The 19,594-nt window shown below is 71.6% G+C and carries 14 protein-coding genes and 1 pseudogene; 12 read left to right on the top strand and 3 right to left on the bottom strand.

Features of this window, described 5'->3' with window-relative positions:
• The 10 genes from AB0H82_RS28080 to AB0H82_RS28035 all read left to right on the top strand — a co-directional run bounded on the left by AB0H82_RS28080 (position 1) and on the right by AB0H82_RS28035 (position 11,575).
• A complete protein-coding gene (locus tag AB0H82_RS28080; protein ID WP_362997622.1) occupies positions 1 to 912 on the top strand; it encodes a dihydrodipicolinate synthase family protein in 912 nt (303 codons plus the stop codon).
• Positions 909 to 2,672, top strand: coding sequence for an L-arabinonate dehydratase (gene araD / locus AB0H82_RS28075; RefSeq protein WP_362997484.1), 1,764 nt, complete (start codon positions 909 to 911; stop codon positions 2,670 to 2,672). The genes AB0H82_RS28080 and araD overlap by 4 nt, the downstream gene beginning before the upstream one ends.
• Before the next feature lie 124 nt (positions 2,673 to 2,796).
• Positions 2,797 to 3,759, top strand: coding sequence for a sugar ABC transporter permease (locus tag AB0H82_RS28070; protein ID WP_362997482.1), 963 nt, complete (start codon positions 2,797 to 2,799; stop codon positions 3,757 to 3,759).
• A 5-nt stretch (positions 3,760 to 3,764) separates the two neighbouring features.
• Complete coding sequence (locus AB0H82_RS28065) at positions 3,765 to 4,658, top strand: carbohydrate ABC transporter permease (protein WP_362997480.1); 894 nt, start codon at positions 3,765 to 3,767, stop codon at positions 4,656 to 4,658.
• Positions 4,655 to 5,833 carry a Gfo/Idh/MocA family oxidoreductase gene (locus AB0H82_RS28060; RefSeq protein ID WP_362997478.1) on the top strand — a complete coding sequence of 393 codons (1,179 nt, stop codon included), beginning with the start codon at positions 4,655 to 4,657 and terminating at the stop codon, positions 5,831 to 5,833. Before AB0H82_RS28065 ends, AB0H82_RS28060 begins: the two co-directional genes overlap by 4 nt.
• 7 nt (positions 5,834 to 5,840) lie before the next feature.
• Positions 5,841 to 6,680 (top strand): PmoA family protein, encoded by an 840-nt coding sequence (locus AB0H82_RS28055; protein ID WP_362997476.1) that lies wholly within the window; start codon positions 5,841 to 5,843, stop codon positions 6,678 to 6,680.
• Positions 6,677 to 8,233 (top strand): family 43 glycosylhydrolase, encoded by a 1,557-nt coding sequence (locus tag AB0H82_RS28050; protein WP_362997474.1) that lies wholly within the window; start codon positions 6,677 to 6,679, stop codon positions 8,231 to 8,233. Before AB0H82_RS28055 ends, AB0H82_RS28050 begins: the two co-directional genes overlap by 4 nt.
• Positions 8,230 to 9,561: a sugar ABC transporter substrate-binding protein gene (locus tag AB0H82_RS28045; protein WP_362997472.1), complete on the top strand. Its 1,332-nt coding sequence runs from the start codon at positions 8,230 to 8,232 to the stop codon at positions 9,559 to 9,561. The genes AB0H82_RS28050 and AB0H82_RS28045 overlap by 4 nt, the downstream gene beginning before the upstream one ends.
• Positions 9,558 to 10,277, top strand: a complete 720-nt coding sequence (locus AB0H82_RS28040; protein ID WP_362997470.1) for a rhamnogalacturonan acetylesterase — start codon at positions 9,558 to 9,560, stop codon at positions 10,275 to 10,277. Before AB0H82_RS28045 ends, AB0H82_RS28040 begins: the two co-directional genes overlap by 4 nt.
• Before the next feature lie 2 nt (positions 10,278 to 10,279).
• Positions 10,280 to 11,575, top strand: coding sequence for a polysaccharide lyase family 1 protein (locus AB0H82_RS28035; protein WP_362997469.1), 1,296 nt, complete (start codon positions 10,280 to 10,282; stop codon positions 11,573 to 11,575).
• Positions 11,576 to 11,590: 15 nt separating this feature from the next.
• Here the strand turns inward: AB0H82_RS28035 and AB0H82_RS28030 are convergent, their stop codons facing one another.
• From AB0H82_RS28030 to AB0H82_RS28020, 3 genes and pseudogenes are all read right to left on the bottom strand, one after another.
• Positions 11,591 to 11,974 carry a VOC family protein gene (locus AB0H82_RS28030; RefSeq protein WP_362997467.1) on the bottom strand — a complete coding sequence of 128 codons (384 nt, stop codon included), beginning with the start codon at positions 11,972 to 11,974 and terminating at the stop codon, positions 11,591 to 11,593.
• Positions 11,975 to 12,088: 114 nt separating this feature from the next.
• On the bottom strand, positions 12,089 to 14,407 hold the full coding sequence (locus AB0H82_RS28025; protein WP_362997620.1) for a xyloglucanase: 2,319 nt from the start codon (positions 14,405 to 14,407) through the stop codon (positions 12,089 to 12,091).
• 123 nt (positions 14,408 to 14,530) lie between these two features.
• A pseudogene (locus AB0H82_RS28020) lies at positions 14,531 to 16,408 on the bottom strand (glycoside hydrolase family 48 protein); the annotation flags it as partial.
• A 470-nt stretch (positions 16,409 to 16,878) separates the two neighbouring features.
• Here AB0H82_RS28020 and AB0H82_RS28015 point away from each other — a divergent pair.
• Both AB0H82_RS28015 and AB0H82_RS28010 read left to right on the top strand, forming a co-directional pair.
• Positions 16,879 to 18,069, top strand: coding sequence for a cellulase family glycosylhydrolase (locus AB0H82_RS28015; protein ID WP_362997465.1), 1,191 nt, complete (start codon positions 16,879 to 16,881; stop codon positions 18,067 to 18,069).
• A 62-nt stretch (positions 18,070 to 18,131) separates the two neighbouring features.
• Positions 18,132 to 19,496, top strand: a complete 1,365-nt coding sequence (locus AB0H82_RS28010) for a glycoside hydrolase family 6 protein (protein ID WP_362997463.1) — start codon at positions 18,132 to 18,134, stop codon at positions 19,494 to 19,496.
• The last annotated feature ends 98 nt before the right edge of the window (positions 19,497 to 19,594 follow it).

Here is a 19,594-nt window from a genome sequence, read left to right as displayed (position 1 = left end):
GTGACACCGCCGCCCTTCGCGGACCGGCGTGCCGCGCTCGCCGACGTCGTGGCGATCCCGGTGACGCCCTTCGCCGAGGACGGCTCGATCGACCACGGTGCCCACCGCAAGCTGCTGCGCCGGCAGCTCGACGCCGGGGTGCGGACCCTCACGCCGAACGGCAACACGGGCGAGTTCTACGCCCTCGCCCCCGACGAGCGTCGCGCCGTCGTCGAGTCGACCGTCGAGGAGGCGGCGGGGCGGGCCGCGATCCTCGTCGGTGTCGGCCACGACGTGCCCACCGCGGTGGCCGCCGCCCGGCACGCCGAGGCGGTCGGCGCCCACATGGTGATGGTCCATCAGCCCGTGCACCCCTACGTCTCCGACGACGGCTGGGTCGACTACCACCGGGCCATCGCCGAGGCCGTCCCCGGTCTCGGCGTCGTCCCCTACCTGCGCGACGCGGCCCTGCCCGGCGCCCGCCTCGCCGAGCTCGCCGACGCCTGTCCCAACGTCATCGGCGTCAAGTACGCCGTGCCGGACGCGGTGCGCTTCGCCGGGTTCGCGCGCGACGCGGGGCTCGACCGGTTCGTGTGGATCGCCGGACTCGCGGAGCCGTACGCCCCCTCGTACTTCTCGGCGGGCGCCACCGGCTTCACCTCCGGGCTCGTGAACGTCGCCCCGAGCCTTTCGCTGCACATGATCGAAGCGCTTCGATCCGGTGACTACCCGGCGGCCATGGCGGTCTGGGCCCGGATCCGCCGCTTCGAGGAGCTGCGCGCGGCCGACGGCTCGGCGAACAACGTCACCGTCGTCAAGGAAGCCCTGGCCACGCTGGGACTCTGCCGCCGGGACGTGCGCGCCCCGAGCAGCCTCCTGCCGGCGGCGGAGCGGGCCGAGGTCGCCGCCATCGTCGCGGGGTGGTCCATATGACCGGCACGGGCGGGATGACCGGCGCGGGCGGGCGCCCGCCCCGCGAACTGCGCAGCGGCCAGTGGTACGGCGACAGCGTCTCCGCGGGGCTGCGGTCCTTCAGCCACCGGGCCCGCACCCGGCAGCTCGGCTATCTCCCCGAGGAGCACCTGGGCAAGCCCGTCATCGCGGTCCTCAACACCTGGTCCGACATCAACCCCTGCCACTCCCACCTGCGCGACCGCGCCCAGGCCGTCAAGCGGGGCGTGTGGCAGGCGGGCGGCTTCCCCCTGGAATTCCCGGTCGCCACGCTCAGCGAGACCTTCCAGAAGCCGACGCCGATGCTCTACCGGAACCTCCTCGCCATGGAGACCGAGGAACTGCTCCGCTCCTATCCCGTCGACGGCGCCGTGCTGCTCGGCGGCTGCGACAAGACGACGCCCGCGCTGCTCATGGGCGCCGCGAGCGTCGACCTGCCGGCCGTCTTCGTGCCCGCGGGGCCCATGCTGCCGGGGCACTGGCGGGGCGAGACCCTCGGCTCCGGCACGGACATGTGGAAGTACTGGGACGACCACCGTGCCGGACTCATCGGCGACTGCGAGCTGACCGAACTGGAGAGCGGTCTCGCCCGTTCCCCGGGCCACTGCATGACCATGGGCACCGCCTCCACGCTGACCGCCGCGGCCGAGGCGCTCGGGGTGACCGTGCCCGGCGCCTCGTCCATCCCCGCCGTCGACTCGGGGCACGACAGGATGGCGGCCGCGTCGGGGCTGCGGATCGTCGAACTCGTCCGCCGCGACCTGCGGTTGTCCCACATCCTGACCCCGGACGCCTTCGCGGACGCCGTCACCACCGTCCTCGGACTCGGCGGCTCCACCAACGCCGTCATCCACCTCATCGCGCTCGCCGGCCGCGCCGGGGTGAAGCTCACCCTCGACGACTTCGACCGGATCGCCCGCACCGTGCCGGTCCTCGCCAACGTCAGGCCGGGCGGCGAGAAGTACCTGATGGAGGACTTCCACTTCGCGGGCGGGCTGCCCGGGTTCCTCTCCCGCATCACGGACCTGCTGCACCTGGACCGCCCCACCGTCGCGCACGACACCCTGCGCGAACAGCTCGCGGGCGCCCGCGTCCACCACGACGACGTGATCCGCCCCCGCGACAACCCCGTCGCCGCGGAAGGCGGCGTCGCCGTCCTGCGCGGCAACCTCTGCCCGGACGGCGCCGTCATCAAGCACATCGCCGCCGACCCGCGGCTGCTCCGGCACACCGGCCCGGCCGTCGTCTTCGACGACTACCGCACGATGCAGCGCACCATCCACGACCCGGCGCTCGGCATCACACCGGATCACGTGCTCGTACTGCGCGGATCCGGGCCCAAGGGCGGCCCCGGCATGCCCGAGTACGGCATGCTGCCCATCCCGGACCACCTGCTGAAGCAGGGCGTGCGCGACATGGTGCGGATCTCCGACGCGCGGATGAGCGGCACCTCGTACGGCACGTGCGTCCTGCACGTCGCGCCCGAGTCGCACGTCGGCGGGCCGCTCGCCCTGGTGCGCACCGGTGACCTCATCACCCTCGACGTCGCGGCGCGCAGCCTGCACCTCGAAGTGACGGACGAGGAGCTGGACCGGCGGCGGGCCGAGTGGACCGCGCCGCCCGAGCGCTACGAGCGCGGCTACGGCGCGCTCTACAGCGAGCAGATCACCCAGGCCGACACGGGATGCGACTTCGCGTTCCTCGCCAGGCCGGGCACGGTGCCGGACCCGTACGCGGGCTGACCGCCACACCCAGCCCCTCTTCTTCGTGTTCGAGATACCGAACGTCGTACGCGAAGCGCTTCACCCGCACCCAGAACCTCGCAGCACCTCGTAGCACTCGTACCTCCACGATCGGAGTAGTGTCATGGCCCACGCCGCAGCCGTGGCGAAGCCGCCGCCCAGCACCGCCGGGGCGCCGCCACCCCCGCACAAGAAGCGGCGCAGGACCGGGACGACCCCGCGCCGCCTGCCGTACCTGCTGATCGCCCCCGCCGCCCTGCTGATGCTCGGCTTCATCGCCTACCCGGTGATCAGCGTCTTCTACTACAGCCTGCGCCACTACAACCCCACCAAGCCGTGGCGCAACGGCTACGCGGGCTTCGAGAACTTCGTGACGGCGTTCACCGACGACCCGGACTTCTGGCGCACCCTCGGCTTCAGCTTCCAGTGGGTGGCCGTCGAGGTCGTCCTGCAACTCCTGCTCGGGCTCGCCCTCGCGCTGCTCGTCAACCAGACCTTCGTCGGCCGCGCGATGGCCCGCGCCCTCGTCTTCTCGCCGTGGGCCGTCTCCGGCGTGCTGACCTCCACGATCTGGCTGCTGATCTTCAACTCCCAGACCGGGATCACCCGTTACCTCGCGGACGCCGGCATCGGCTCCTACGGCACCTCGTGGCTCTCCGACACCGGCACCGTCTTCCCCGCCGTCGTCGTCGCCGAACTCTGGCGCGGCGTCCCCTTCTTCGCGATCCTCATCCTCGCCGACCTCCAGTCCGTATCGAAGGACCTGTACGAGGCGGCCGAGGTGGACGGCGCGAGCCGCGTCCGGCAGTTCTTCCACATCACGCTGCCGCACCTGAAGGACGCCATCATCCTGTCCACGCTGCTCCGCGCGGTCTGGGAGTTCAACAACGTCGACCTGCTCTACACCCTCACCGGCGGCGGGCCCGCGGGCGAGACCACGACCCTGCCGCTGCGCATCGCGTCCATCGCCGTCGACTCCCACGACTTCGGCTACGCCTCCGCGCTGACCGCCATCGCCTTCGTGATTCTTCTCTTCTGCTCGCTGCTCTATCTGCGGCTCAGCAAGTTCGGGGGGCAGGACAAGTGACCGCCATGACCACCGCGACCGTCACGGAACAGCAGCAGCTCCAGCAGGCCCGGCAGCGGAGGCGGCCGGGCAAAGGCAGGAAGCGCGCCTGGGACGAGGCGCCCCGCTGGCAGATCTACCTCCCCCTCGGCCTCTACCTCCTCTTCACCCTCATCCCCTTCTACTGGATCCTCCTCTTCGCCCTGCGGCCCAGCGGCTCCACGTCCCTCGTGCCGTGGCCCGTCACCTTCGAGCACTTCGACAAGGTGTGGACCGAGCGCAGCTTCGCCACCTTCTTCCAGAACAGCCTGCTCGTCGGCGTCGCCTCCATGGTGATGACCACGCTCGTCGCCCTCGCCGGCGGCTACGCCCTGGCCCGCTTCGACTTCCGCATCAAACGCGGCTTCATGCTGGCGCTGCTGTGCTCGCAGTTCATTCCCGGCGCCCTGATGCTCGTGCCGCTCTTCCAGATCTTCGCCGAGCTCCAGATGATCAACTCGCTCGCCAGCGTCATCATCGCGGAGACGGTCTTCCAGCTCCCGCTTTCCATGATCCTGATCAGCGGCTTCATCAAGAACGTGCCGTACTCCCTGGAAGAGGCCGCCTGGGTCGACGGCTGCGGGCGCTTCCGCGCCTTCTGCGCCATCGTCCTGCCGATGCTGCGGCCCGGCCTCATCGCCGTCGGCTCCTTCGCCTTCGTGCACAGCTGGAACCACTTCCTGTTCGCCCTGATGTTCCTCAGCGACCAGGGCAAGCAGACGATCCCGGTGGGCCTCGCCACCCTCATGGGCGCCGACAGCGTCGACCTGGGCGCGCTCGCCGCGGGCGGTGTCGTCGCCGCCGTGCCCGTGGTCATCGTCTTCGCCTTCATCCAGAAGTGGCTGGTCACCGGGTTCAGCGCCGGGGCGGTGAAGGGATGAGGGACCTGCGCCCACCGCTGCCCGTCGTCCTGGCCGGGGCGCGCGGCCACGGCGCCTGGCACCTGGAGAACATCCGCCGCCTCCAGCACGCCGGTCTCGTACGCCTCGTCGGCGTCTGCGAGCTGCGGCCGCTCGACGGCGCGGAGCTCGCCGGGTTCGGCGCGGTTCAGCAGTCCGACGACTTCGCCGGGCTGCTCGACTCGACCGGCGCAGCCGTCGCCGTCGTCTGCACCCCCATCCCCACCCACACGACCCTGGCCCTCGCCGCCGCCGCGCGCGGCGTCCACCTGCTCCTGGAGAAGCCGCCCGCCCCCTCCTACGAGGAGTTCCGGCGGATGGCCGACGGCGCGGAGGCGGCGGGCACCACGGTCCAGATCGGCTTCCAGTCGCTCGGTTCGCACGCCGTCCCCGCGATCCGCCGGCTGATCGCCGAGGGGGCGGTCGGCGACGTGACCGGGGTCGGCGGGGCGGGCGCCTGGGTGCGGGACGAGGCGTACTTCCGCCGCGCGCCGTGGGCGGGGCGCCGCCGCCTCGACGGGGCGGACGTCGTCGACGGCGTCCTGACGAACCCCCTCGCGCACGCCGTCGCCACCGCCCTCGCCCTGGCGGACGCCGGCGCGGCCGAGGACGTCACCGAGGTGGAGACCGAACTGTTCCGTGCCAACGCCATCGAGTCCGACGACACGTCGTGCGTGCGCGTCCGCACGGCCGACGGCGGCCGGGTCACCGTGGCGGCGACGCTGTGCGCGCACACGAGCGGTGAACCGTACGTCGTCGTGCACGGCACCCGGGGACGCATCACCTTCTGGTACCGGCAGGACCGGGTGGAGGTGCGCCGCGAGGGCGAGGGCCCGGTCCCGGAGCACACCACCACGCACGGCAGGACCGACCTCCTGGAGAACCTGGTCGAGCACCTCACCGGCCGCGCCCGGCTCCTCGTCCCGCCCGCCGCGACCGGCGCCTTCATGCGGGTCGTCGAAGCCGTCAGGACCGCCCCCGACCCGGTCGCCCTGCCCACACCGGTCTGGAGCACGGCCCCGGGCGAGCACGCCGAACGCCGCGTCGTGCACGGCATCGACGGCCTCGTCACGGTCGCCGCCGACACCCTCCGCCTCTACTCCGAGCTCGGCACCGACTGGGCCCGGCCCGCTCCGACGACATTCACAACGAGGTGAGTACGTCATGAACCAATCCCTCGTCCTGCGCTGCGCGGGACGGCCCGTCGGCCGCTACGCCTACCGGCCCGAGCTGGACCCGCACCTGTCCCCGCGCCCCTACCTGCACCCCGTCACCACCCTCGCGGGAACCCCGGTCAGCGAACTGTGCCCCGCCGACCACCCGCACCACCTCGGCGTCGGCGTGGCCGTCCCCGACGTGGCGGGCCGCAACTTCTGGGGCGGCCGCACCTTCGTACGGGACCAGGGCCCCGTCGACCTCGACAACCACGGAGTCCAGCGCCACCAGGGGTTCAAGCTCCAGGACCCCGACGGCTTCGTGGAGGACCTGACCTGGTCGGCCGGGGGAGAGGTGCTGCTGAGCGAGCGCCGCACCGTCGCCGCCGTCGAACTGACCGCCGCCGCCTGGGCGTTGGACTTCACCTTCTCCCTCACCAACGCCACCGGCGCGGTGCTGTCCGTCGGCAGCCCCGCCACCAACGGCCGCCCCGGCGCCGGATACGGCGGCTTCTTCTGGCGCGCCCCGAAGGAGTCCGCGCCCCCGCGCGTGTTCACCGCGGACACCGACGGCGAGGCGTCGGGGCACGCCGCCCGCGCGGACTGGCTCGCCCTGTCCGGCGACGGCTGGACCCTGGTGTTCGCCGGGGCCACCGCGACGACCCGCCACGACCCGTGGTTCGTGCGCGCCACCGAGTACCCCGGCGTCGGCTCCTCCCTCGCCGCCGACGCCCGGCTCCCCGTCGCGCCGGGCGACACCGTCGTACGCCGCGTGGTGACCGTCGTCGTCGACGGCGCCCTGGAGCGCGACGAGGCGGCGGCGCTTGTGCGCAAGGCGGTGACGGCGTGAGCGCACCCCTGTCGGGCCGGACCACCGGCGACCTCGGCGACGGCACCTACCGCAACCCCGTGCTCGCCGCCGACTGGTCCGACCCCGACGTGCTGCGGGTCGGCGACGACTTCTACCTCACCGCGTCCAGCTTCGGCCGGGCCCCCGGCCTGCCTCTGCTGCACTCGCGCGACCTGGTCAACTGGACGCTGATCGGGCACGCCGTCGAGCGCCTGGAACCCGCGGAGGCCTTCGCCGTGCCGCGGCACGACTGCGGGATCTGGGCGCCGTCCCTGCGCCACCACGGCGGGCGGTTCTGGATCTTCTGGGGCGACCCCGACCACGGCATCTTCCAGGTCAACGCCCCCGAGATCCGCGGCCCCTGGTCCCGGCCGCACCTCCTCAAGCCCGGCAAGGGCTTCATCGACGCGTGCCCCCTGTGGGACGAGGAGACCGGCACCGCCCACCTCGTGCACGCCTGGGCCAAGTCACGGTCCGGCGTGAAGAACCGCATCACGGGCCACCGCATGAGCGCCGACGGCAGTGAACTCCTCGACGAGGGACGGACGTTGATCGACGGCGACCGGATCCCCGGCTGGTTCACCCTCGAAGGGCCCAAGATCTACCGGCACGACGGCTGGTTCTGGATCCTCGCCCCGGCCGGCGGGGTCGAGACCGGCTGGCAGGGCGCCTTCCGCGCCCGCTGCTTCCACGGTCCCTACGAGGAACGGATCGTGCTCCAGCAGGGCGGCACCGACGTCAACGGACCGCACCAGGGCGGCTGGGTGCGCACCGCGCGCGGCGAGGACTGGTTCCTGCACTTCCAGCAGCGCGGCGCGTACGGACGCGTCGTCCACCTCCAGCCGATGCGCTGGGACGCCGAAGGGTGGCCGGTGCTCGGCGCCGACGGCGCCCCCGTCGACGTACACCGGAAGCCCCTGCTCCCGGAGCAGCCCCGGTCCGCGCCCGCCACCGACGACGACTTCCCCGGCGGCCGGTACGGGCGGCAGTGGCAGTGGACCGCCAACCCCCGCGACGGATGGGCGACTTCGCACACCGGGGACGGGCTGCAACTGGCGTGTGTGCGCACCCGGCAGGCGACCGACCCGCGCGCCCTGCCGCACGTGCTCACCCAGCGCCTCCCGCTCGCGCCGTGCGTCGCGGAGACCCGGCTGAGCCTCCCGGCGGAGGCGCCGGGCGCGCGGGCCGGGTTCGCGGTGCTCGGCGACGCGTACTCCTGGATCGGCCTGGAACGGGACACCGACGGCACGGTCCTGCTCGTGCACCGGTTCGCCGAGCGGGGCGGTCCGGAGCGCGACGCCGAGCGCCCGCGACCGGCGCCGGACGGCACGGCACGGCTGCGGGTGGAGGTCGGCGAGGGTGCCCGCTGCCGCTTCCACGCCGACACCGGCGACGGATTCCGCGCCTCGGGCCCCGTCTTCGCCGCCACCCCCTGGAACTGGGTCGGCGCCCTGCTCGGCCTGTTCGCGGCCGCGCCCACCGGCACCGGACCCGCCGGTACCGCTCTGTTCACGCACTTCCGGATCACCACTGAAGAAGAGAGCCGACGATGAACACGAGAACGAGAACGAGTACGACCGCCATCGTCCTGACCGCCGTCCTCGCCCTGACCGCCACCGCCTGCGGTGACGACGGGGGCGGCGCGGCCGGGGGCGGCGGGGGTGAGGGTTCCGGCAAGGGCGAGATCACCTTCTGGGACAACAACACCGCCGTCCGGCACGACATCTGGAAGGAGATCATCAAGGACTTCGAGAAGGCCAACCCCGACATCGACGTCAAGTACGTCGGGGTGCCCGCGGAGAGCGTCCAGTCCAAGTACGACACCGCCATCCAGGGCGGCGGCCTGCCCGACGTCGGCGGCGTCGGCGCCGCCATGCTCGCCGGGATCGCCGCGCAGGACGCCCTGGAGCCGCTGGACAAGCGCCTCGACGGCAGCGCGCTGAACGGCAAGCTGAACACGGGCATGGTGGACAGCGTCCGCGCGGCCGGCGGCGGCCGTCAGCTGTACACGGTGCCGACCTCCGCCAGCAACGGCGTCCTCTACTACCGCACCGACCTGTTCGAGGCGGCGGGCCTCGACGCGCCCACCACCTGGTCCAAGTTCTACGAGGCGGCGGAGAAACTCACCGACCAGAAGTCGAACCGCTTCGGCTACACCATCCGCGGCGGCGAGGGCTCCATCGCGCAGGCGCTCGACGCGATGTACGGCCAGTCGGGCATCGGCTCCTTCTGGGACGGCGACGAGACCACCGTCAACCACCCCAAGAACGTCGCCGCGTTGAAGAAGTACGTCGCCCTCTACAAGAAGGCCACACCCTCCGCCGACCTCAACAACGACTTCACCAAGATGAACGCGCAGTGGGACAACGGGCAGATCGGCATGCTCAGCCACAACCTCGGCTCCTACGCGGACCACGTGAAGGCGCTCGGCAAGGACAAGTTCCGCGGCCTGCCCAACCCGACGACCGACGCGGGCGTCCGCGTCCAGGTCTCCAACCCGGTCGACGGCCTCGGCCTCTTCAAGTCGAGCAAGAAGAAGAAGGCCGCCTGGAAGTTCATCGAGTTCGCCGCCTCGCACGCCTCCAACAGCAAGTGGAACGAGTCGGCCGGCGCCATCCCCGCCAACACCGAGGCCGCCAAGGACGGTTGGGTGCAGAAGGCGGAGACCACCAAGCTCGCGGCCGCCGCGCTCAACGACGGCTCCACGAAGATCGTGCAGCTGCCGTACTACCTGCCGGACTGGAACACCATCAGCAAGGCGGAGAACGAGCCCGACTTCCAGAAGGTGCTGCTCGGCAAGATGTCCGCGAAGGACTTCCTCGACAGCCTCGCCGAGCAGCTCAACAAGGCGCAGGCCGAGTGGCAGGAGCAGGACCGGTGACGGCGGCGGGTCCGGGCGTGCGCACCCTGTACGTGGCAGGGGACTCCACCGCCGCCCAGAAGTACGCGTCCGCCGCGCCCGAGACCGGATGGGGCATGGCCCTGCGCTTCTTCCTGCGCGACTGGCTGCCCGTCGCCAACCACGCGGTCAACGGCCGCAGTTCGAAGAGCTTCATCGACGAGGGCCGCCTCGACGCGATCCTCGACGTGATCACCCCCGGCGACTTCCTCCTCGTCCAGTTCGGCCACAACGACCAGAAGAAGGACGACCCGGCCCGCTACACCGAGCCCTGGACGACCTACCGGGACCACCTGCGGCGGTATGTCGAAGGGGCGCGGGCGCGCGGGGCCCGGCCGGTGCTCCTCACCCCCGTGGAGCGCAGGAGGTTCGACTCGGCGGGCAACGCCCTGCCGACCCACGGCGACTACCCCGCGGCGATGCGCGCCCTCGCCGGGGAGGCGGACGTCGCGCTCCTCGACATCCAGGAGCTGTCACGGGCGCTGTGGCGGAAGCTCGGCGCCGAGGAGACGAAGAAGTACTTCAACTGGACGGCGACCGAGCAGGACAACACCCACTTCAACCCGCCCGGCGCCATCGCCGTGGCCCGCCTCGTCGCCGCCGAGCTGCTGCACCGCCGGGTGCTCGCCCCTGGCGACGTGCGCCGCCTCGACGACGAGATCCCCGAGTCCTGGATCACCTGGCCACAAGGAGCCTGACCATGCGTACGTCTCACGCGGTCCTCGCGGGCTGCACCGCGCTCGTCCTCGGCACCACAGCCACAGCCACCGCCAACGCCACCGGCGCCACGGCACAGGCCGCCGCGCCCGCCCGCCACGTCCTGCCGCCGCACGACGGCTGGGCGTCGACCGGCGGCGGCACCACAGGCGGCGCGGGCGCCGACGCCGCGCACACCTTCACGGTCACCACCTGGGAGGAGTTCCGGGCGGCACTGGCCGCGGGCGGTGACGCCCCCAGGGTCATCAAGGTCAAGGGCGTCCTGCGCGCCGACGCCGCGGGCTGCGGGGCGTTCGAGGCCGAGGGGTACGGCTTCGCGAAGTACCTCGCCGCCTACGACCCCGCCGTGTGGGGCAGGGACCGGCCGGTCAGCGGCGAACAGGAGGACCTGCGCGCCGCGTCGGCCACCCGGCAGGCCGCGGCCGTCAAGGCGTACGTCCCCTCCGACACGACGATCGTCGGCGTGGGCAGGAACGCGGGGATCACCGGCGGCAGCCTCCAGATCAAGGACGCCGACAACGTCGTCGTCCGCAACCTCACCCTGGAGAGCCCGCTGGACTGCTTCCCGCAGTGGGACCCCACGGACGGCGCGACCGGGGCCTGGAACTCCGAGTACGACAGCGCGGTCGTGTACGGCTCGACGCACGTGTGGCTGGACCACAACACGTTCACCGACGGCGCCCACCCGGACAGCACGCTGCCGTCCTACTACGGAGAGCTGTACCAGCGGCACGACGGTGAGCTCGACATCGTGCGCGGCGCGGACCTCGTGACCGTTTCCTGGAACGTCTTCGCCGACCACGACAAGACCCTCATGATCGGCAACAGCGACAGCGCGGGCGCCACCGACCGCGGCAGACTCCGCGTCACCCTGCACCACAACCTGTTCCGGAACGTCATCGAGCGGGCCCCGCGCGTCCGCTTCGGCAAGGTCGACGCCTACAACAACCACTTCGTGGCCCCGGCGAGCGGCTACCAGTACAGCTTCGGCATCGGCGCCGAGTCCCAACTGGTGGCCGAGGCCAACGCGTTCACCCTGCCCGCCGGGGTCGGCGCGGGGCGCGTCCTCAAGAAGTGGAAGGAGGCACCGGTCACCGCCGTCGGCAACCGCGTCAACGGCAGGACCGTCGACCTGATCGCCGCCCACAACGCGGAGTTCCCGGCAGAGCCCCTGCAGTCCGGCGCGGGCTGGACCCCCACCCTGCGGACCGGCGTGGACGACGCGCGGCGCGTGCCGGACGCCGTCGGCCGGCACGCGGGCGCGGGCCGGATCCGCTGACGCCCGGCCCCGTCGTCAGACGGGCTGGATCCGGGCGCGCAGCAGACAGAACTCATTGCCCTCCGGGTCGGTCAGGACGTGCCAGCTCTCGGCACCGGTCTGGCCGACGTCGGCGGGCTTCGCGCCGAGCGCGAGCAGCCGCTCCAACTCGGCTTCCTGGTCGCGGTCGGTGGCGTTGACGTCGAGGTGCAGCGGGAGCTTCCCGGCCCGCGGGGCGCTGCTGGGACTGAGGACGAGGGTGGGCTGCGGACCGCCGAAGCCGGTGCCGGGCGGCCCGATCTCGATGCTTCCGTCGTCCTCCCGGCCGATCTCGACGTACCCCAGGACCTCGCTCCAGAACGCGGCGAGCCGTTCGGGGTCGGCGACGTCGAGGACGATCTCACTGATGCGGCATGCCATGCGCGTCAGTGTACGGAGATCACCGCTGTCCGCCAGTGGACCGGTGAACGTCAGAGGCGCCGGGAGCAGCCGAGTCGCACTCGGCCGGTCCCGGCGCCCGTCCGCGTCGTCGGGCTACCGCGAGCGTCGCGCCGCCGTGTCGCCGTAGAGCACGCCGCGGCCGTTCGTCGCCACGTAGACCCGGCCGAAGACGTTCGGATCGCCGGTGATCGCCGCGCCGGTCCAACCCCACTGGTGGCGGTCGTCGTTGACCCGCACCCAGGTCGCGCCCGAGTCCGTGGAGCGGAAGATGCCGCGTACCCCGCCGATCTTCGCGCTGGTGTAGAGCGTCTGGTACGAGGCGCCGGGCGCCGCCTTGCCGAAGCCGACGGTGTCGGCCTCCTGGACCCCCTCGATCCTCTTGAACGTGGCGCCGGCGTCGGTGGAGTGCCACAGGCCGTACGCCGCCCCCGCCTTGCCGCCCGCCAGCCAGATGTCGCCCTTCTTGCCGGGCACGGCCTGGAACTTCACGGGACCTTCGGCGGGCAGCCCGGCCGACGCCTTCGCGGTGAAGGTCGCGCCGCCGTCCGAACTCACATAGAACGTGCCGGACTTGAAGCCGTAGAACGTCTTCGGGTCGGAGCGGTCCGACTCGACGACGGCTCCCTGCGGGATGCCCTTCGACGCCGTCCACGACGAGCCGAACCCGGCCGCCGTGTGCACGCCCGCCCCGTCCGGGCTCCACACGAAGCGGCTGCCGTCGGCCGCCGCGGCGACCGTGCCGCCGCCCGTGACACCGGACGGCTCCTGCCCGGCGAACCAGTGGGCGCCATTGTCCGTGGAGAAGCCGATGCGGGGTGCCGCGTCGGCGTTGCCGACCCGCACCACCGTGTTCGGCTGCGAAGCGGCGTAGTCGAGGCTGGTCGTGGTGGAGAGGTTCGGCTGGGTGTACATCAGGGACGGCACCTTGGACACGTCCGTGTGGCGGAAGCCGCCGATGTCGCCGAGCGCGCTGAACAGCGGCGCCCCGGACGGGGGAGCGGCGAGGTCGTTGACCGCGGTCTCCTCCAGGCCCTTCACCATGGGTTCGATGGTGAACTTCCCTCCGGACGCGTCCCATTGGGTGAGGTTCTCGGTGCCGTAGACGGTGGCTCCCGTGCCGTACATCATCCGGTCCGAGTCGAACGGGTCGATCTCCAGGGCCTCCGTCATCCAGCCGAGCTTGGGCGTCTGCTCGGGCGGAGTGGGGTGCGCGCCCCAGGAGAGCCACGGCACGGACGAGACGTCCATCGTGTAGCGGTTCTCACGGTTCGGGTACGACGAATAGCCCCACGCCGACGCCCACTTGGCGCCGCTGTCCGTGGAGCGGAAGATCTGCGTGTCCGGCCACCAGGAGCTGTAGCCGGTGACCATGACCGTGCCCGGACGCTGCCGGTCGACGGTCAGGCCGCTGTAGCCGTAGAAGGTGTCGGCCTCGGCGGCCGGACTGATGTTCTTCCACTCCCCGCTCCTCGTCGCGTACCGCCACACCTGGCCCTTGCCTCCGTCGTACGGGCCGCCCTTGTCGCTGTACGCGAGATAGAGGTAGCCGTTCTCGGCGTCGAGGACACCCTTGTGCGGCAGATAACCGGTCGGCTGGCCGCCGACCCGCGTCCAACTCGCGCCCGCGTCCGTCGACTTGTAGACGGCGTTCTGCTTGTCGGCGACCCCGACGTAGATGGTCCGCGTCCTGCCGCCGCCCTTCCCCGTCGACTCGTCGAAGGTCACCCAGACGACGCCCTGGTTGTCGGAGGCGTAGCCACTGGTGTCGGCCGGGTTCTCCGCGTAGTTCCCCGGGTTGGGGAAGCTCGTCACCTGCCGCCAGGTGGCGCCCGAGTCCGTGGAGCGCCACAGGCCCTTGCCGCTCGGCGCGCCCAGGTACAGCACCCTGTTGTCGTGCGGGTCGACGGCGAGGCGCTCGCCCATGCCGCGCCCCGGCATGTTGCCGCCCAGCTTGAAGGGCAGGTCGGCCTTGCGCCAGGTCTCGCCCCGGTCCGCGGAGCGCAGCACGGCGCCGTTGCCGGGGTCCCAGTCGTTCGTGTACGTCCCGACGGCCGCGTACACCTTGTCGGGGTCGACGGAGTCGGAGGCGATGCTCGCGACGCCGGTGTGCCCCCAGTCGTCCCAGCCGACCGAGTCGAGCAGCGGCTTCCAGGACCGGGAGGACTCCTGCCAGCGGTAGGCGCCGCCGATGTCGGTGCGGGCGTAGGCGAGGCCGGGCTCGGAGCGGTTGAAGACGATGCCGGGGACGAAGCCGCCCCCGTCGACGCGGACGTTCTTCCAGTCGTACGGCACGGCGGCGGGGGCGGCCGCCGTGGCGGCGGAGGCGTCCGCGTCCGCGGACGTCACGGGCCCGCCGGCCAGGAAGCCGACCAGCAGACCGAGGAGGGCGGGGAGCGTGCGCGCTCTCCGCACACGGGGGACGGGGGACACGCGGGGGCCGAGGGGCATGGGGGTTCCCTTCACGAGGAGGACGGGGAGGGGCCGGCCGGGCCCCCGGCGGGGGCTTCCGGCCGGCCCGTACACGGAGCGGCAGGGCTAGACGAGGAGCTCCGCGTACGCCCCGAGCGCCAGGGCGATGTCCGCCTGCGCCCAGAACCGGTGGTACGTGAAGGTGGGCACCGCGCCGCCCGCCAGATACGCCTCGACCTTCGGCCAGTCGGGGTCCTTCTTGTAGAAGGAGCGGATGGAGAGGAACGTCGACGACGCGTTGATCGGGTCGCCGTTCGGCATGGTGCCGCTCCAGCCGTTCGGCACGTACACGGCGTCCTTGAAGCGGCTGAAGTCGGCCCGCTTCTCCGGCACCGCGATGCCCCGCGCGTCCTGGTGGTGCGCCCACATGCCGTCGAGCAGCGCCTTGGCGGTCCGCTTCGCCGCCGCGTGGCCGGACCTGGCGGCGTAGTACACGAGGGTGCGGGCGTAGGCACCGGCCACGCCGACGTCGTTGGTGCGGTCCACGACCGACACATGAAGCCCGCTGTTGCGCCCGGGGCTCGACGGGTTCCAGGTGTCGGGCGCGCCGCTCCACCGCAGGGTCGAGGGGAACGTGTACGTGCCGTCGGCGGCGACCGTCGTCTCGGACAGCGCCCAGGCCACCCACTTGTCGAGGACGGCCTTGGCGTTGGACGCGCCCGTCTGGTGGTAGTACTCGGCGACCCGCTCCATCGACCAGGCCTGGAAGCCGAACCACTGGTTGGACGGCGGGTCGTGGTAGACGGGCTTCTCGTCGTAGTACATGCCGTAGAAGGTGGGCGTGCCCGCGGGCGGCTGCGCGTACCTGCCCTGCCAGCTGTTGGTCGCGCCGCCCGCGATGGCGCCCTCGGCGGACTGCAGCCAGCGGTAGAACTCCAGCTGGCGGGTGAGGCTCTGGCGCCAGTCCGCCCTGCCGGTGGCCGACCTGGGCGCGAGCGCCGCGTACGAGCTCAGGGCGTACGCCGCCAGGGGGTTCTGGTAGCCGCCGTGACTGTGGCTGCAGCCGATGCGCCAGGCCCAGCCCGCCGAGGTGTCGAGCGCGCCGCCCCACGCGTAGTACCAGGACAGCAGGTAGTGCGAGCTGTTCTTGCCGCTGCCCGGGGCGCAGCCGGACGGGCTCGTGCAGTCGCCGACCTTCTTGAAGTACTTGTCGAACAGGGCGTACCGGAGGTAGTCACCCATCTTGGCGGCCTTGGCGACGGTCGTCGCCACCTGGCCCGCCTTGCCCTGCGCGGAGGCCCACTTGTGCGCCCAGTAGGCGGCCTGGACGGCGCGCGCGTCGGCGTCGGGGGCGTTGGTGAACTTCCACTGCTTCGCGTACGAGGAGTCGCCGGTGAACAGGTCCAGATAGCCGTTCCTGCCGCCGTAGGTGAACGCGTCGCGGCAGGGCTGCGTGACCGTCTCCCACACGGACTCCTGCGCGCCGCGCTGGAAGGTGTTGATGTACGTCGGCGCGGTGCCGGCCCCGCCCAGGCCGTACGTGTTGTCGACGTCCTGCAGCCAGTGCATGCCGTAGACGTCGTCGGTGCCGTACGCGCTCCTCAGCTCGGCCGCGAGCGGATCGCTGCCGGCGGCGACCGACGGACCGAGCCGGGCCGGATACTGGGAGGGCTGATCCCATTCGGGAGCGTACGTGGCCGGTTTCGAAGGATTGTAGAAACTGTTCGTCGGCTGGTCCGCGCGGGTCGGGATCATGAATTTCTCCATGGTTTCCCACGCCGCGTTGAAACGGCTCCAGTCGCCCGTGACCTTGCCGTACATGGCCTGCAGCCAGATCAGATAGCTGTATGCCTCGGACGTCGTCTCGTGGCCGTGGTCGGGGGCCTCGACGATGAGCGTCTCGACGGAGTGGTACGGAATGCCCTCCGGCGAGAAATAGCCGTTCGCCGGGTCGGTGATCTTCGCGTAGAGGTCGAGGAAGCGCTGCTCGTACTCGTTCGCGGCGACCCGGGCCTCGCCCGCGTGGGCCGTCTGACCTGCGGACGTCAGGGAGGTCGCGGCGGGGACGGCGACGGCGGCGGCGCCGATCGCGAGCAGGCGGCGCCGGCTGAGCGGGGGTCTTGACTCTTCGGGTTCCGGTGATCCGGGGAAGGCGCGCATGCGCGGATCCCTCCTGTGGGTGCGTCGGGGGGTGAGTTCCAAGAGGTGGGAGCGGGGAACCAGTGGGAGCGCTCCCAAAGTCAACGTGTTACAAGAACATGTCAAGGGAGTGGGCGTGCATTGGACCGTCGAATTCATTCGACGCCGGGCCTGTCGAATGAATTCGACAAGTAAATCTCCGGAGAATGCGCGAACCCGTCTGGCCCCGGCGGCAACTCACTGATAGCTTCCGCGTTCAACAGTGGGAGCGATTCCGTTCAGTTGGCCTCGAAATCGGCTGTGCCGACACCGAGTTGACCTCGAAGGAGTCGCTCATGCGACGTCCCTCCCGCCTGCCCCACCTGTCACGTCTTTCACGCCCGTCTCGCCTGTCACGTCTGCTCGTCGCGCTGGCCGGCGTCCTGCTCACCGCCGGTGGCCTCACCGTGCCGTCCGCCCTGCCCACGGCGAGCGCGGCCGAGCCCACCGCGGCCGCGCCGGCCGCGACCGCCGCTCCACCCGTCCTGCGCGCCCACGGCAACAAGCTCGTCGACGCGGCGGGCAACACCCGCCGCCTCCTCGGCGTCAACCGCTCCGGCGGCGAGTTCGCCTGCGTCCAGGGCTGGGGCTTCTTCGACGGCCCCGTCGACGACGCCTCCGTCCGGGCCATCGCGGACTGGAAGGCCAACACCGTCCGCATCCCCCTCAACGAAGAGTGCTGGCTCGGCACCGGCAACATCGACCCGCGGTACGGCGGCGCCAACTACCGCGCCGCGATCGACGAGCTGGTCCAGCGCGTCCAGAAGCACGGCATGACACCCGTCGTCGAACTGCACTGGTCCCACGGCCAGTACACCGGCAACTCGGCCGGCTGCCACGACGTCCACGCCAGCTGCCAGAAGCCGATGCCGAACGCCCGGTACACCCCGGAGTTCTGGACCTCGGTCGCCCGCACGTACAAGAACGACCCGGAAGTCGTCTTCGACCTCTTCAACGAGCCCTACCCCGACCGCGCGACCCCCACCACCGCCGACGCCTGGACCTGCTGGCGCGACGGCGGCCGCTGCCCCGGCATCGGCTACGAAGTCGCCGGCATGCAGGACCTGCTGGACGCCGTCCGCGCCACGGGCGCCAGGAACCTCGTCCTCGCGGCCGGCATCGCGTACGCCAACGACCTGAGCGGCTGGCTGCGACACGCGCCCCGCGACCCCGCCCGCAATCTCGCCGCGGCCTGGCACGTCTACAACTTCAACACCTGCGCCGACGAGGACTGCTGGAACCGCACCCTCGCCCCCGTCGCCGCCCGCGTCCCGCTCGTCGCGGGCGAGATCGGCGAGAACACCTGCTCCCACGGGTTCATCGACCGCGTCATGAAGTGGTTCGACGACCGCGGGCTCTCGTACCTCGGCTGGACCTGGAACGCCTGGGACTGCTCATCGGGTCCGGCCCTGATCAGCTCCTACGACGGCACTCCGACCCCGTTCGGCATCGGGCTGCGCGACCATCTGCGCGCCCTCGACACCTGACCCGGCACCTGACCCGACATCCGGCCCCACCCGGCCCCACATCGAGAGGCACCGAACTCACCATGAGCCGCACACACCACAGATCACGCACGCTCCTCCTCGCACTCGCCACGGTGCTCGCCGTGAGCGGCGGCACCGCCGTCGCACTCACCGGCGACACCACGGCCGAGGCCACCGCTGCCGCCGCGCGCGTCGACAACCCCTACGCGGGCGCCAAGGGCTACGTGAACCCCGAATGGCGGGCGAAGGCCAACGCCGAACCGGGCGGCAGCCGGATCGCCAACCAGCCCACCGGCGTCTGGCTCGACCGGATCGCCGCCATCGAGGGCGCCAACGGCAAGATGGGCCTGCGCGACCACCTCGACACGGCCGTCCGGCAGGGCGCCGGCGTCATCCAGCTGGTCATCTACAACCTGCCCGGCCGGGACTGCGCGGCCCTCGCCTCCAACGGCGAGCTCGGCCCCACCGAGATCGACAAGTACAAGACGGACTACATCGACCCGATCGCGAGGATCCTCGCCGACCCGAAGTACGCCAGCCTCCGCATCGTCACGACCGTCGAGATCGACTCCCTGCCCAACCTCGTCACCAACACCGGCGGCCGCCCCACCGCGACCCCCCAGTGCGACGTGATGAAGGCCAACGGCAACTACGTGAAGGGCGTCGGCTACGCCCTGAACAAGCTCGGCGCCGTCCCGAACGTCTACAACTACGTCGACGCGGGCCACCACGGCTGGATCGGCTGGGACGACAACTTCGGCCCCTCCGCGCAGATCTTCCGCGAGGCGGCCACCGCCGAGGGCAGCACGGTCGACAAGGTGCACGGCTTCATCACCAACACCGCCAACTACAGCGCGCTGAAGGAGGAGAACTTCAGGATCACCGACTCCGTCAACGGCAGGTCGGTCCGCGAGTCCAAGTGGGTCGACTGGAACCGCTACACCGACGAGCTCTCCTTCGCCCAGGCCTTCCGCAACCAGCTGGTGTCCACCGGCTTCCGGTCCGACATCGGCATGCTGATCGACACCTCCCGCAACGGCTGGGGCGGCACGGCACGGCCCACGCGGCCCGGCCCCACCACCGACGTGGACTCCTACGTCAACGGCGGCCGCTACGACCGCCGCGTCCACATCGGCAACTGGTGCAACCAGTCGGGCGCGGGCCTCGGCGAGCGCCCGAAGGCCGCACCCGCGGCCGGCATCGACGCCTACGTGTGGATGAAGCCGCCGGGCGAGTCCGACGGATCGAGCAAGGAGATCCCGAACGACGAGGGCAAGGGCTTCGACCGGATGTGCGACCCCACGTACAACGGGAACGCGCGCAACGGCTACAACAAGTCCGGTGCGCTGCCCGACGCGCCGGTCTCCGGGCACTGGTTCTCCGCACAGTTCCAGGAGCTCATGAGGAACGCCCACCCGAAGCTGTAGGGCACGGCCGGCACAGGTGAACCACCGGGGGTGGGGGGGGGGCGGGCCGGCCCCCCCCACCAGCAGGCGGAGTATCGCCATCAGCTGGTTGGAGAAGG

The organism is Streptomyces sp. NPDC050732, from assembly GCF_040654255.1.
Taxonomy (GTDB): Bacteria; Actinomycetota; Actinomycetes; order Streptomycetales; family Streptomycetaceae; genus Streptomyces.
Note: the sequence above shows the minus strand (reverse complement) of the source record. Positions and strands in the feature narration are given on the sequence as shown.